At 47.7% G+C, this 13,807-nt stretch carries 11 protein-coding genes; 8 read left to right on the top strand and 3 right to left on the bottom strand.

The genetic code is table 11. From position 1 onward, the window contains the following. Nucleotides 1–318: 318 nt before the first annotated feature. The 7 genes from mnmA (at nucleotide 319) to JXR92_RS00860 (ending at nucleotide 7,521) form a co-directional block, all read left to right on the top strand. Nucleotides 319–1,386: a tRNA 2-thiouridine(34) synthase MnmA gene (gene mnmA / locus JXR92_RS00890; RefSeq protein WP_098032197.1), complete on the top strand. Its 1,068-nt coding sequence runs from the start codon at nucleotides 319–321 to the stop codon at nucleotides 1,384–1,386. A 23-nt stretch (nucleotides 1,387–1,409) separates the two neighbouring features. Then, nucleotides 1,410–2,783, top strand: coding sequence for a S8 family peptidase (locus JXR92_RS00885; RefSeq protein ID WP_098032180.1), 1,374 nt, complete (start codon nucleotides 1,410–1,412; stop codon nucleotides 2,781–2,783). 111 nt (nucleotides 2,784–2,894) lie between these two features. Further along, a complete protein-coding gene (xseA, locus tag JXR92_RS00880) occupies nucleotides 2,895–4,145 on the top strand; it encodes an exodeoxyribonuclease VII large subunit (RefSeq protein WP_117600804.1) in 1,251 nt (416 codons plus the stop codon). Nucleotide 4,146: 1 nt separating this feature from the next. Further along, nucleotides 4,147–4,359: an exodeoxyribonuclease VII small subunit gene (gene xseB / locus JXR92_RS00875; protein WP_117600805.1), complete on the top strand. Its 213-nt coding sequence runs from the start codon at nucleotides 4,147–4,149 to the stop codon at nucleotides 4,357–4,359. A gap of 53 nt (nucleotides 4,360–4,412) precedes the next feature. Beyond that, entirely contained in the window at nucleotides 4,413–5,432 is a 1,020-nt protein-coding gene (locus JXR92_RS00870; RefSeq protein WP_016273137.1) for a branched-chain amino acid aminotransferase, read from the top strand. 155 nt (nucleotides 5,433–5,587) lie between these two features. Beyond that, nucleotides 5,588–6,346: a tRNA (guanosine(46)-N7)-methyltransferase TrmB gene (gene trmB / locus JXR92_RS00865; protein WP_117600806.1), complete on the top strand. Its 759-nt coding sequence runs from the start codon at nucleotides 5,588–5,590 to the stop codon at nucleotides 6,344–6,346. Nucleotides 6,347–6,420: 74 nt separating this feature from the next. Continuing rightward, nucleotides 6,421–7,521, top strand: coding sequence for an Mrp/NBP35 family ATP-binding protein (locus JXR92_RS00860; protein WP_117600807.1), 1,101 nt, complete (start codon nucleotides 6,421–6,423; stop codon nucleotides 7,519–7,521). 92 nt (nucleotides 7,522–7,613) lie between these two features. On the opposite strand, the gene JXR92_RS00855 is transcribed toward JXR92_RS00860, so the two are convergent. Further along, nucleotides 7,614–9,365 (bottom strand): TonB family protein, encoded by a 1,752-nt coding sequence (locus JXR92_RS00855; RefSeq protein WP_431190421.1) that lies wholly within the window; start codon nucleotides 9,363–9,365, stop codon nucleotides 7,614–7,616. A gap of 320 nt (nucleotides 9,366–9,685) precedes the next feature. Next, nucleotides 9,686–10,048 carry a BlaI/MecI/CopY family transcriptional regulator gene (locus tag JXR92_RS00850; protein WP_005829755.1) on the bottom strand — a complete coding sequence of 121 codons (363 nt, stop codon included), beginning with the start codon at nucleotides 10,046–10,048 and terminating at the stop codon, nucleotides 9,686–9,688. Nucleotides 10,049–10,254: 206 nt separating this feature from the next. On the opposite strand from JXR92_RS00850, the gene JXR92_RS00845 reads away from it, so the two are divergent. After that, nucleotides 10,255–11,793 carry a Gfo/Idh/MocA family protein gene (locus JXR92_RS00845; RefSeq protein ID WP_119961226.1) on the top strand — a complete coding sequence of 513 codons (1,539 nt, stop codon included), beginning with the start codon at nucleotides 10,255–10,257 and terminating at the stop codon, nucleotides 11,791–11,793. Between the two features lie 66 nt (nucleotides 11,794–11,859). Here the strand turns inward: JXR92_RS00845 and JXR92_RS00840 are convergent, their stop codons facing one another. Beyond that, nucleotides 11,860–13,761: a TlpA family protein disulfide reductase gene (locus JXR92_RS00840; protein ID WP_138344917.1), complete on the bottom strand. Its 1,902-nt coding sequence runs from the start codon at nucleotides 13,759–13,761 to the stop codon at nucleotides 11,860–11,862. Between the last annotated feature and the right edge of the window lie 46 nt (nucleotides 13,762–13,807).

The raw sequence follows: 13,807 nt of genomic DNA, 5'->3' as shown, positions 1-13,807 counted from the left end.
CTGTAGTAGGGGCGTAGCGTCACTGCAAAATGGTTGCATTCTTTTTGCACTGATTATCTGCTGATTCATAAATGGTTATGCTAAGAGGAAAGGAGGTGTAATCAAAGACAGATGCGTAATTGATAAGAAAACGCCGGAACACCTATGAGGTGCGGTAGTGCGAAGGAAAGAGGTCTTACCGGAAAAGCCGATGAATAGGAAGGTTGAGGAAGAAGGTGAAGGCTGTGGAGGATGAAAATACTCTCTCTTTAGCTGAAAAGCTGTGTATTCTGCTTGAAAACGTGTACTTTTGCAGATTATATGAATGAATGGCAGAATATGAACAAATCCGAAAAGCGAGTATTAGTGGGAATGAGCGGAGGTATAGACAGTACCGCCACTTGCCTGATGTTGAGGGAACAGGGCTATGAGATAGTCGGCCTCACCATGTGGGTGTGGGGAGACGAACCGGTGGAAGCCCGCAACCTTGCCGACAGTATGGGAATTGAACACCATGTGGCAGATGAGCGTGAGGCTTTCCGGCAGATTATTGTTCAGAACTTTATCGATGAATATCGTCGGGGGCGTACTCCCAATCCTTGTGTGATGTGTAATCCGTTATTCAAGTTCCGTATCCTGACGGAGTGGGCGGACAGGTTGGGGTGTGCGTTCATTGCTACCGGGCACTACACCCGTCTGGAGGAACGGAACGGGAAGGTTTACATTGTTGCCGGGGATGATGATAAGAAAGACCAGTCCTATTTCCTCTGGCGACTGGGGCAGGAGGTGTTGAAGCGATGCATCTTCCCGTTGGGAGCATTCACCAAGATGCAGGTTCGCGAGTATCTTCGTGATAAAGGATATACGCTCAAGGCGGAAGAAGGGGAAAGCATGGAAGTCTGTTTCATCAAGGGAGACTACCGCGACTTCTTGCGCGAGCATTCCTCGGAGATAGACAGTGAAGTGGGGCCGGGATGGTTTGTCAATTCGGAAGGCGTCAAACTGGGGGAGCACAAAGGATTTCCTTACTACACTATCGGACAGAGGAAAGGCCTGGAGATAGCTTTGGGCAAACCTGCCTATGTGCTGAAAATTAATCCGCAGAAGAATACCGTGATGCTGGGCGATGCGGAACAATTGAAGGCCGGATATATGCTGGCCGAAGAGGAGAATCTGACGGATGAAGACGAATTCTTTGGATCGGAAGAACTCACCGTGCGCATCCGTTATCGCAGCAAACCTATTCCTTGCACCGTGAAGCGCCTGGAGGACGGGCGTCTGCTGGTGCACTTCTTGTCGGAGGCTTCTGCCATTGCTCCAGGACAGTCTGCCGTGTTCTATGTCGGCCGGCGTGTGGTTGGAGGCTCATTCATCGCTTCCCAACGGGGCATCGGGATGTTTCTTTAATTTTTAATTTATAATTTCTAATTGTGAAAAGACTTGTACTTCTTTCAGCCTTTGTCCTGTTTGCGGCGGGAGCATCGGCACAACAAGATACTTTGAAGTATCGTATCAGCCTGAAGGATAAGGCTGCCACCACGTATTCGCTGGAACATCCGGAAGCGTTCCTTTCTGAAAAGGCGATTGAGCGTCGCCGGAAGCAGAATCTTCCGATAGACTCGACAGACCTTCCGGTATGCCGTAAGTATGTGGATGAGATTCGCAGGCAAGGCGCGAAGATTGTCGTTACCGGCAAATGGGAGAATTTTGTTACAGTGTCCTGCAACGACTCTGCATTGATAGAGCGTATTGCCGCCCTGCCTTTTGTTCGGAAGACGGAAAAGGTCTGGATAGCTCCCGGAGGTGACGGGCCGTTCATGGCGACAGAGCGCGACTCTCTGATAAACCGCCCGAGCGTGCATCCCGACAGCATTTATGGATTGGCTGTCGACCAGATACGGCTGAGCAATGGCGATAAGCTGCACGAAGAAGGCTTCAAGGGACAAGGAATGACGATTGCCGTTATCGACGCGGGTTTCCACAATGCCGACAAGATAACCGCCATGCAGAATATCCGCATCCTGGGTACGAAGGATTTTGTGAATCCCCAATCGGATATATTTGCCGAAAGCAGCCACGGCATGGCGGTGCTCTCGTGCATCGCCATGAATCGCCCCGGTGTCATGACCGGTACAGCTCCCGAAGCTTCTTTCTGGTTGCTGCGTAGCGAAGACGAATACTCCGAGCATCTGGTAGAGCAGGACTACTGGGCTGCTGCTGTGGAATATGCCGATAGCGTGGGAGTGGATGTGCTTAATACTTCATTGGGATATTACGCTTTCGATGATAAATCCAAGAATTATAAGCTCCGCAATCTGGATGGGCACTATGCGCTGATGTCACGTCAGGCATCGCGCATAGCCGATAAGGGCATGGTATTGGTATGCAGTGCCGGAAATTCGGGCACCGGTTCTTGGAAGAAGATTACGCCTCCGGGCGATGCCGAAAATGTGCTGACGGTGGGTGCTGTCGACAAGGAAGCTGTTCTGGCTCCTTTCTCGTCTGTAGGGAATACGGCAGACCATCGGATAAAGCCGGATGTTGTAGCCGTCGGGCTGGGTGCCGACGTTATACGTACGGACGGCAACCAGGGAAGGGCGAACGGTACCTCTTTTGCCTCACCCATTATGTGCGGTATGGTGGCTTGCTTGTGGCAGGCTTGTCCCGAACTTACGGCAAAAGAAGTGATAGAGTTGGTGCGCCGTTCCGGTGACCGTACGGATTATCCTGATAATATCTATGGCTATGGCGTGCCCGATATGTGGAAGGCGTATCAGGATTATCAGTCCGAAAGAAACAAATAACGAGAATTTCTGTTGGCTTGCCAATAGTGTATTGTCACTTTATCACGAATAAAGTACCGCTTTATTACGGATAAAATTTTATAAAGTTATAACTGGTTGAATGATAGCTGTATGGAAGCCTTGTCTTTACAAGAGTTGAATGCCCTTGTGCGCCGTAGTCTGGAGCAGTGTCTCCCCGATGAGTTTTGGGTGCAGGCAGAGTTGAGCGATGTGCGTACCAACAGTACAGGGCATTGCTATCTGGAATTTGTGCAGAAAGATCCCCGTAGCAATAGTCTGGTAGCTAAGGCGAGAGGCACCATCTGGGCAAATGTGTTTCGGTTGCTGAAGCCCTATTTTGAGGAGGCTACGGGGCAGGCATTTGTTTCGGGCATCAAAGTGCTGGTTCAGGTCACTGTCAGTTTCCACGAACTTTATGGATATAGTTTGACAGTGCAGGACATAGATCCCACCTATACGTTGGGCGATATGGCGCGTCGCCGCAGGGAAATATTGAGGCAGCTTGAGGAGGAGGGAGTCCTCACTCTTAATAAAGAACTGGATATACCCCGCCTGCCGCAACGTATTGCCGTCATATCTTCACCGACGGCGGCGGGCTATGGTGACTTCTGTCATCAGCTGGAAAACAATTCCCGGGGGTTCTACTTTTATACGGAGCTGTTTCCTGCCTTGATGCAGGGTGACCGTGTAGAGGAGTCTGTCCTTTCTGCTCTCGACCGGGTGAATGCACGCTTGTCCGAGTTTGATGTGGTTGCCATTATTCGCGGTGGAGGCGCCACGTCCGACTTGTCCGGTTTCGATACCTATCTGCTTGCTGCTGCTTGTGCACAGTTTCCGTTACCTATCATAACGGGTATCGGTCACGAGCGGGACGACACGGTGCTGGATTCTGTGGCACATACCCGTGTAAAGACCCCTACGGCCGCCGCCGAGTTCTTGATAGACCTCATGAACAATGCCGCCGATGAACTGGAAATGCTTGTTTCCCGCTTGCATGAGGGGGTCAGGAATCTGTTGCAGCAGGAACAGCGCAAGTTGTCTGTTTGCAAGAACCGGATTCCTTCTGCTTCATACCGTTGCATATCCGATGCAAAAATAGCTTTACTGACTGCGCGGAAAGATGTAGTGCAAGCTGTCACTTCCTATTTGTCCCGCCATCGCCACCGTCTGGAATTGTTGCAGCAGCGCTTGGTGGATGTTTCACCGGAAAAGCTGCTTGCCCGCGGTTACAGCATCACGTTGAAAGACGGGAAGGTTGTGAAAAATGTCGGCTTGCTGAATGAAGGAGATGAAATCACCACCCTGCTCCAAAAAGGAGAAGTAACCTCAATCGTAAATCGTAAACCGTCAAATCGTAAATAATATGGTGTCCAAGAAAAAAGAAACCTACTCCGAAGCCATGGCACGTTTGGAGAAAATTGTCAGCCAGATAGACAACAATGAACTGGAGATAGATGTGCTTGCTGAAAAAATAAAGGAAGCAAATGGAATTATAGCATTTTGCAGCGATAAATTGACCAAAGCTGATAAGGAAATTGAAAAATTACTGTCGGAGAAGCGGGAATCTGAAGAATAAAAGCTATTTTTGTTGCAAAATGTACGTAATAGAAGTAACTAATACTTTGAGATATGAAAGAACTTGATTGGGCTAATCTGCCGTTCGGATACATGAAGACAGATTACAATGTGAGAATTTACTATCGTAACGAACAATGGGGCGAACTGGAAGTTTGCAGTGAGGAAACCATTCCTATGCATATGGCTGCCACTTGTTTGCACTACGGTCAGGAAGCGTTTGAGGGTTTGAAGGCTTTCCGTGGCAAAGACGGTAAAGTGCGTATCTTCCGTTTGGAAGAGAATGCAGCCCGCCTGCAATCCACTTGCCGTGGCATCTTGATGCCGGAACTTTCTACAGAGCGTTTCAAAGAAGCTATTCTGAAGGTGGTGAAGCTGAACGAGCGTTTCATTCCGCCTTATGAATCGGGTGCTTCTCTGTATATCCGTCCGTTGCTGGTGGGTACCGGTGCACAAGTAGGCGTACATCCTGCCAGCGAATATCTGTTTGTGGTGTTCGTGACCCCGGTAGGTCCTTACTTTAAGGGTGGATTCTCAACCAATCCGTATGTCATTATCCGCGAATTCGACCGTGCTGCTCCATTGGGTACCGGTACTTATAAAGTAGGTGGTAACTATGCAGCCAGTTTGCGTGCCAACAAGAAAGCGCACGATTTGGGTTATGCCTGCGAGTTCTATCTGGATGCCAAGGAAAAGAAATACATGGACGAATGTGGTGCTGCCAACTTCTTTGGTATCAAGGACAATACGTATATCACTCCGAAATCTACTTCCATCTTGCCCTCCATCACCAACAAGAGCCTGATGCAGCTGGCAGAGGATATGGGTATGAAGGTAGAGCGTCGTCCGGTTCCTGAAGAAGAATTGCTGACTTTCGAGGAAGCGGGTGCCTGCGGTACAGCTGCCGTTATCAGCCCCATCGAACGTATTGACGACGTAGAGAACGGCAAGTCATACGTTATTTCCAAAGATGGAAAACCGGGACCGGTATGTACGAAGCTTTACAACAAGCTGCGTGCCATCCAGTATGGTGACGAGCCAGATACTCATGGTTGGGTAACGATCGTTGAATAATACGGTAATGTCTATCGTATAAGACTTGCCGGGACTTTGTTTTTATACTTTTAGGCACGGATTGCGCGGAAAACACGGATAGATTTAAGAGAAACCGTGAAAATCCGTGCAATCCGTGCTTAAAATAATATGTTTTATGTTTCAATACTTCTTAAATGGGAAAAAACAAGTTAGAGAAGTTTGCCGATATGGCGAGTTATCCGCATGTTTTCGAGTATCCGTATTCCGCGGTAGATAATGTGCCGTTTGACATGAAAGGAAATTGGCACGGGCAGTTTTTCAAAAATGACCATCCTATTGTCCTGGAACTGGGCTGTGGTAGGGGAGAATATACTGTCGGATTGGGACGCATGTTTCCCGACAAGAACTTCATCGGAGTGGATATAAAGGGAGCCCGTATGTGGACGGGAGCTACCGAGTCGCTGCAATCGGGCATGAAGAATGTGGCCTTTCTGCGTACGAATATCGAAATCATCGACCGTTTTTTTGCTTCGGATGAAGTGAGTGAGATCTGGCTTACTTTCTCGGACCCGCAGATGAAGAAGGCTACCAAAAGGCTTACTTCCACTTATTTCATGGAGCGCTACCGCAAGTTCCTGAAGAATGACGGTATCGTTCATCTGAAGACGGACAGCAACTTCATGTTTACCTATACCCGGTACATGATTGAAAGAAACCGGTTGCCGGTGGATGTGATGACGGAAGACTTATATCACTCCGGCATGGCTGATGAGATACTCAGCATCAAGACCTATTATGAACAACAATGGCTGGATCGTGGTTTGAATATCAAGTACATCAAGTTCCATCTTCCGCAAGAGGGTGAGTTGCAGGAGCCGGATGTGGAGATAGAGCTGGATGAGTATCGCAGTTATAACCGTAGCAAGCGTAGTGGACTGCAAACCAGTAAATGATGTGAATCAGTGGTTAAAACTACTGCTGATTCGCATAAAAATAGTAAATAGTAAATCGTCAAATAGTAAATACAATGACATTATATCCAAAATTAATCCTTGATGCATTGGCAACAGTGCGTTATCCCGGCACTGGAAAGAATCTTGTTGAGGCTGAGATGGTGGCCGATAACATGCGGATTGAAGGGATGAAGGTCAGCTTCTCGCTGACATTTGAGAAACCGACCGATCCTTTCATGAAGTCGATGGTGAAAGCTGCCGAGACGGCTGTACATACGTATGTTTCTCCCGAGGTGGAGGTTGTGATTACGACTGAAAGCCGTCAGGCGGCACGTCCGGAAGTGGGTAAGCTATTACCTCAGGTGAAGAATGTTATCGGAGTGTCTTCCGGAAAAGGTGGGGTAGGCAAGTCCACGGTTGCTGCCAACCTTGCCGTGTCTTTGGCAAAGTTGGGTTATAAGGTGGGTCTGCTGGATGCTGATATCTTCGGACCTTCCGTTCCTAAGATGTTCCAAGTGGAAGATGCCCGTCCGGTGGCGGAGAACATTGGTGGACGTGATTTAATTGTTCCGATAGAGAAGTATGGTATCAAGCTGCTTTCCATCGGTTTCTTTGTCGATCCCGATCAGGCCACCTTGTGGCGCGGAGGTATGGCAAGCAATGCTTTAAAGCAATTGATTGGTGATGCCGACTGGGGAGAACTGGATTATTTCCTTATTGACCTTCCTCCCGGAACGAGTGACATTCACTTGACTGTGGTGCAGACATTGGCGCTGACGGGGGCTATCGTTGTCAGCACGCCGCAGGCTGTGGCGCTGGCAGATGCACGCAAAGGCATCAATATGTTCACCAATGACAAAGTGAATGTGCCTATTCTCGGTTTGGTAGAGAATATGGCTTGGTTTACACCTGCCGAACTGCCGGAGAATAAATACTATATTTTCGGTAAAGAAGGAGCCAAGAGGTTGGCGGAAGAGATGAATGTACCGTTGCTGGGGCAGATACCTATTGTACAGAGCATCTGTGAGAGTGGTGATAAGGGCACTCCGGTTGCTTTGGATGAGAATACGGTGACCGGGCGTGCGTTCCTGCAACTGGCTGCCGCCGTAGTCCGCCAGGTAGACCGCAGAAATATGGAAATGGCACCGACACGGATTGTGGAAGTGCATAAATAAACATGGATATTTCCTTTATGAAAAAGGAGCAATTGCCCGTCGCCGGGTAACTGCTTCTTTTTCATTTAAACTTGTTTGGAGAGAGAATTAGTTTATTTAGTTGGAGTAACAGTGGCGTTCTGAACAGCAGGACTCTTTTCCGGTTCTTGCAGACGGAACATGATGGGAACTGTATATTTTACATTTACAGCTTGTCCTCTTTGCATGCCGGGCTTCCACTTAGGCATAATGGTAGTCAGGCGGATTGCTTCGGCATCCAGCAGAGGGTCGGCACTGCGGAGAACTCTGGGATTGATGATGTTGCCCTCTGTATTTACGATAAACTGTATGGTAACTCTTCCCTGAATCTTAGCTTGCTGTGCAGCTGCCGGATATTTGATGTTTTTGCTGATGAATTCCATCATTGCGGGCATACCGCCGGGATATTCGGGCATTTGTTCTACAACTTCAAAAATGGTTCCCTCCTCCGGTACCGTTGTACCTTCCGGAGCATAACCCACTACCACCAGTTCATTTATTTTGTTTTCAATGGGAGCATACTTCACCGGGATCTTGTCTTCTGTCAATCGGAACATTACTGGTACCGTAAATCTTACGCGTACTGCTTCTCCGCGTTGTGTACCGGGTTTCCATTTAGGCATGGCACTGACTACGCGCACGGCTTCTTTGTCCAATTCAGGGTCAACGCCACGCAGTATTTTTACATTGGTAATACTTCCATCCTTCTCCACAACAAATTGCACGATACCCCGTCCTTGTATACCTTTCTTCATAGCTGCTTCCGGATATTTGATGTTCTTGCTCAAGTATTCCATCAGTGCAGGCATACCTCCACCAGTGAATTCGGGCATATGCTCTACTACCTCGAAAATCGGATTGTCTGGAGTTCCCGGGTCGCTTTGCATGACTTCATTCCATTTCTCATTGTAAACGATTGTCCAATTCGTTTTGTTTTCTTTGGGTAATCTTTCATCAGTGAAAGAGATGCCTTTCTTTTTGTTTCCGTCTTGATATAAGAATAATAATTTTGCTTTGGGAGAGGCTTTGAATTCAAAACTTCCATCGGCTTGGGTAGTGACTTCGGTAGGAGTAGAATTAGGAACACTTAGTATTTTCACACCTTGTATTGGCTTTCCATCCTTGTCCACTACCTTTCCTTTGTAAGTCACGGTTTTCGTGTCTTGTTCCGGTTGGGGAGCTACTTGAGGGTCTTGAACTTCCGGTGCCGGTTGTTCGGTTTGGGGATCTACAGCTTCTATGACTTCCACCGCAATCTTCTTTGTGGTACGCGCTACGGTTTCGATATTGCTGACAATCATAAGTAAGGCCGCTAAAGGAAGGAACATCAAATATTTGGTTCTTCCTATTTCTTTGGTTCTCTTTTTGTTCATCATCTTGATGCGTTTTTTTAGAGGTAAAACATTGAAACTGTTATAGATGGTTACTGCAGCCTTTTGATGTGACAATCCTAACAAATGGTATTGATAGGTTTTGGAGTCATAGCCGTTTTCCAATACGCGGGCGTCGGCCATATATTCCAGATTGGTACGGATTTCCCGTTTCATGAGCCAGGCAAATGGATTACACCAGCAGAAAATGCACACCAGTTCACTGATGATGACATCAATGGAGTGCCATTGCCGGGCATGTGTCTGCTCATGGGTCAATATTTCGTTGAACTCCTCTTCCGTATGCGAGGACGGGTGGATAAAAATCCAGTGGAAAAAAGAGAAAGGCCCGTCTGCTTTGGGAAGTAGATGTATACTTGTGTTGCCTATTTGTATCTTGCGGCATCGGCATGTTAGGCGGATGATGCCTGCCAGTTGCATGATGAGGCGTATCATCAGCAATGCCACTATTCCCCAATAGGCGATATTGGCATATTCTGAAAGGATGCTTTTCCAGTCGGTCGGAGCCACTTCTGTGCCTACTGTGAGTTCCGGTAGCACAACGCTGGCATAGAGATCTGCCATGGCCACCATCGGTTCCTGCTCCGTAATCCACGTTTGTATGTTCAGCAAAGGTACGGCAGCGGAAACGGCAAAGAAACAAAGCAGTGCGGTTCTGCGCCAGCCGAAAAATGTGTCTTTGTAGAAGAACAGCCGATAGAATGCATAAAACAGTACTATCGCTACATTCACTTTCAGAAAATAGGCTAACATGTTTACTCCTTTCCTTTCTCTATCATATCTATAATGTCTTTCAGGTCATTGGCCGAAATCTTCTGGTCTTTGGCGAAGAACGAAACCATTTCCTTATAAGAATTTTCAAAGTAGTTGCGCACAAAACCGCTCATAAAGGTACGTTTGTATTCGCTTTCGCGTATAAGCGGGGTATACTGGTAGGTATTGCCTACACGTGCGGCACGGATATATTGCTTGCGCTCCAGGTTTTTCACAATAGATGCTACTGTTGTGTAGGGAGGCGCCGGTTTGGGATATTTGGCAACAATGTCTTTTACGAAGCAACTGCCCAGTTCCCAAATGTACAACATTGCTTCTTCTTCTTGTATCGTTAACTTTTCCATGGATAAAGTATTTAAATGAATTCAATACAAATCTACGAATATTTCGTAAACTGGCATCAAACAGTGAGTTAATTAATCTAAATGCGTTTACTGTATGTATATTCTTTTGTCTGATTGAAAAGAACATGGCTGTTGATAATCTTCTTTTGGTTAAGATTGTCTATCTTTGTTGCAATTAATTCTTTTACCTTAAATAAAGCAGAAATATGGGAACAGTTAAATCGTTGTTGCTGGGAATGTGCTTCGTATTGGGTGCATGCACAAGCCAGACTTCTACTGTGCAAACCACAGAGAAGGGAACTCAATGGGAATGGCAAAATGGTACCATTGTTGTCAAGACTCCCGAGCGTCCGGAAGGACAAAAGAGTGTATTGGGACTGACTACTCCGAAGCTGGAGGCAGTGCGTGTGGGTTTTGTTGGTTTGGGGATGCGTGGTCCCGGAGCAGTGGAGCGTTTCACTTATATTCCGGGTACGCAGGTAGTGGCTCTTTGTGATTATGAAGAGGCCCGTGCAGATAAATGTCAGGAGCTCTTGAAGAAGGCATCCATGCCCAAAGCCGCCGTCTATTCCGGTGACAAGGGATACGAGGAACTTTGCAAGCGTGATGATATAGACTTGGTTTATATTGCTGCGGACTGGCTGCATCACTTCCCCGTTGCCAAATGTGCGCTGGAGAACGGAAAGAATGTAGCGATAGAAGTGCCTTCGGCCATGAACCTGCAGGAATGCTGGGATTTGATTAACTTGAGTGAGTCTACCCGCAAGCATTGCTTCATCTTGGAGAACTGTTGCTATGACTGGTTCGAGATGAATACGCTGAACATGGCGCAGCATGGCGTATTCGGTGAAGTTATCCGTGCACAAGGTGCTTATATACATAACTTGAGCCCGTTTTGGGATTATTACTGGAAGAATGGAGAAAATGACAAGTTGGGCTGGCGTTTGGACTACAACATGAAGCATCGCGGTGACGTGTATGCCACTCACGGCCTTGGTCCGGTGGCGCAAGCACTGGATATTCACCGTGGTGACCGTATGGAAACGCTGGTAGCCATGGACACCAAATCTGTAGTGGGCAAGGAGTTGGTAGAGAAAAGAACCGGCGAGGAGTGCAAGGAATTCCGTAACGGTGACCATACCACGACCATGATTCGTACAGCCAATGGAAAGGTGATTGAGATTCAGCACAATGTAATGACGCCACAACCCTATAACCGTCTGTATCAGCTTACGGGAACCAAGGGATTCGCCAACAAATATCCGGTAGAAGGGTATGCGCTTGACGCTGACCAGCTGAGTGCATCGGGCGTTCAGCCCAAAGTGGATGATTTGAATTCACACGGTTTCCTACCGGAAACGGAGATGGAGGCACTCGTGGAGAAATACCAGCATCCCATTTTGAAGAAGTACGGTGAGATGGCGAAGGAAGTAGGAGGTCATGGTGGCATGGACTTCGTGATGGACAGCCGTCTGGTATATTGCCTGCAGAACGGTCTTCCTTTGGATATGGATGTATACGACCTTGCTGAGTGGTGCTGCCTTGCAGAACTGGGAGAACTTTCCATGGACAACGGTTGTGCGGCTGTGGCATTCCCCGATTTCACCCGTGGTGAATGGAATGTGGTGAAAGGCTACAAGCATGCGTATGCAAGTCCGGAAGAGGAAGCGGCTGCTATGGAGAAGGCAAAGGCATTCACTGCTAAACTGAAGGAGCAGGGAGCCAAGGAATGGGCTGAAAAGTAATAACGGTATACTGATAAAACAAAAAACAGCAGGCCTATCCCTGCTGTTTTTTGTTTTATCAGTTTGTCATTTAGTAACTTTCAATAATTCCTCCTTCATCTTTTCCACTCCCGGGAAACCAGTTTGCCTGAACGTGGTGTTTCCTTCTCGGTCTACAATCAGATAAGTCGGTACCCCTTCTATCTTGAATGCGTCCGAGAGGTATTTCCATTGGGTATCTGTCAGGCGGAAGTGTTCGCCGTGGATGTCGGGAATCATATTCTCCCAGGTCTTCAAGGGGGAGGTTTCACCGGTGATGTACAGATATACAATGTCCTTACCTTTCAGTTCCTCCTTCATGGGGACCATCATCTTGTTTGCCATACGGCATGGACCGCACCAGGTGGCCCAGAAATCTACTAACAATACTTTTCCTTTGAATTTGCTGATGATGGAAGTAAACAACTCTTCGTTGTTGACGTTGGTATCCACTTGGTTGATGGTGTAACCCGTCTTTTTCTTGTTGGCTTCGAGCTGTGCAAGCAACTCGTCATTGGCAGCAGTCAGCATTTCGCGGTATGCGGCGGGCATGGCGGCAACGGTTGCCTTTTGCTCGTCGGTGAGTGGGGTGAAGTTCTTGATACCCCGGTAGAGGGTGACATTACGGGCTATATCGAAGAAGATGCCTTTATCTGTTCCCCATGCTTTGGCCAGTTCCTCGCTCCGTTCTACATTTCTTGGAGCCATTTGTACATACTGGTTGGACAAGACTGCCTGCGGTACATTCAATATGCTCATGTCCTCGTCGGACACGTAGTTGGAGGACACTTTCCGGGAAAGTTCCTGATAGTAGTTGTTTGCTTCCTCCCGTTTGATGAGATTGGCTTGTAGGGCAGCCGATGTCAAGATGCTGGCAACGGAAGACAGCATGGCATTCGTAGTCAGTTTGTTATTGATGGTCAGAAGTTGTCGGGTAGAAACACTGTAAGGTAACTTGTCTATTGCTTCTTGTGTTTCGCCGGATATTTGGAGTACGTATGTTTTGGCTGCATCAATATCCTTGCCAGCCAGTGCAGCTATGTTTTGATAGAGCTTGTCTTGCATGTTGATGTCGGGGTGGTTTCCGTTCAACTCTTGTGCCACGGTTTCTAGAGGCCCGTTGATGTATACCATTTCTCCATAGGTTTTCCCCTTGCTGTGGAATTTAGACTTGCGTCGGGAAGCTTCGCGTAGATTGACGTATATTTCTGTTGTCTTGCCCGGTTCCATGAAGAACTGGAGCATATGTTCTCTACCCAGATACATGGTACATGGGGTAGTGCCGGGCAACGTTATTTCTTTGGTGAAACTGCCGTCAGGCTGGATGTCGAGTGGTATGTCCATGATGTCTCCTTTGATATTCTCCCACACGGCAATACTGATTGGCATTGCCATATTGGGGCGTGAATCCAGGAGTTTCCCTTTCAGCATGGCTTTTCCATATTGGATGACCGGTTCGGGAAGTTCGGCATTAGGGTCGGTTTTGTGCACTACGGCGTTTTGGGGAAGTGCCAATTCCGGCAGTTTCTTGCTTTTCAGCTGTATTCCCCAGATGCTGAATCCGTTTTCCACCTTTTCGCCTTCGGTGAAGTCGAAGGAGGTAGCATTGTCGGATAGGGGAGGAAAGACCAGTTGGAATTCCGCTTCGCCCGATTCGGGCATCCAAAATTCCTTGCCTGGTGTGATGCCTATGCCGGAACGCAGTTGGTAGGTTTCTCCGTTATTGTCTGTCAGGTAGCTGTCGGGTGCAATCTGTATCCAGTACTTGGGACGATACTTGGCATAGATGTGGAGCACGGTTGCCGTGTCACTGATGACTACTTTGCTCACTTCGATGGAAGTCGTGTTTCTTACGATGAACGGTGGTTGGTCAATCACACGGTTTTTGGCTTGCAGGGTACAGCAGATGCACAGTAGGAAGCCTGCTAAGAGGAAATGGATGTGTTTCATATGAATTGTTTTTTGCGAAAATACGAATGTTTCGTAAAGAAACAAG

Origin of the sequence: Bacteroides parvus (genome assembly GCF_017309675.2) — a bacterium.
GTDB classification, from domain to species: Bacteria; Bacteroidota; Bacteroidia; order Bacteroidales; family Bacteroidaceae; genus Bacteroides; species Bacteroides uniformis.
Note: the sequence above shows the minus strand (reverse complement) of the source record. Positions and strands in the feature narration are given on the sequence as shown.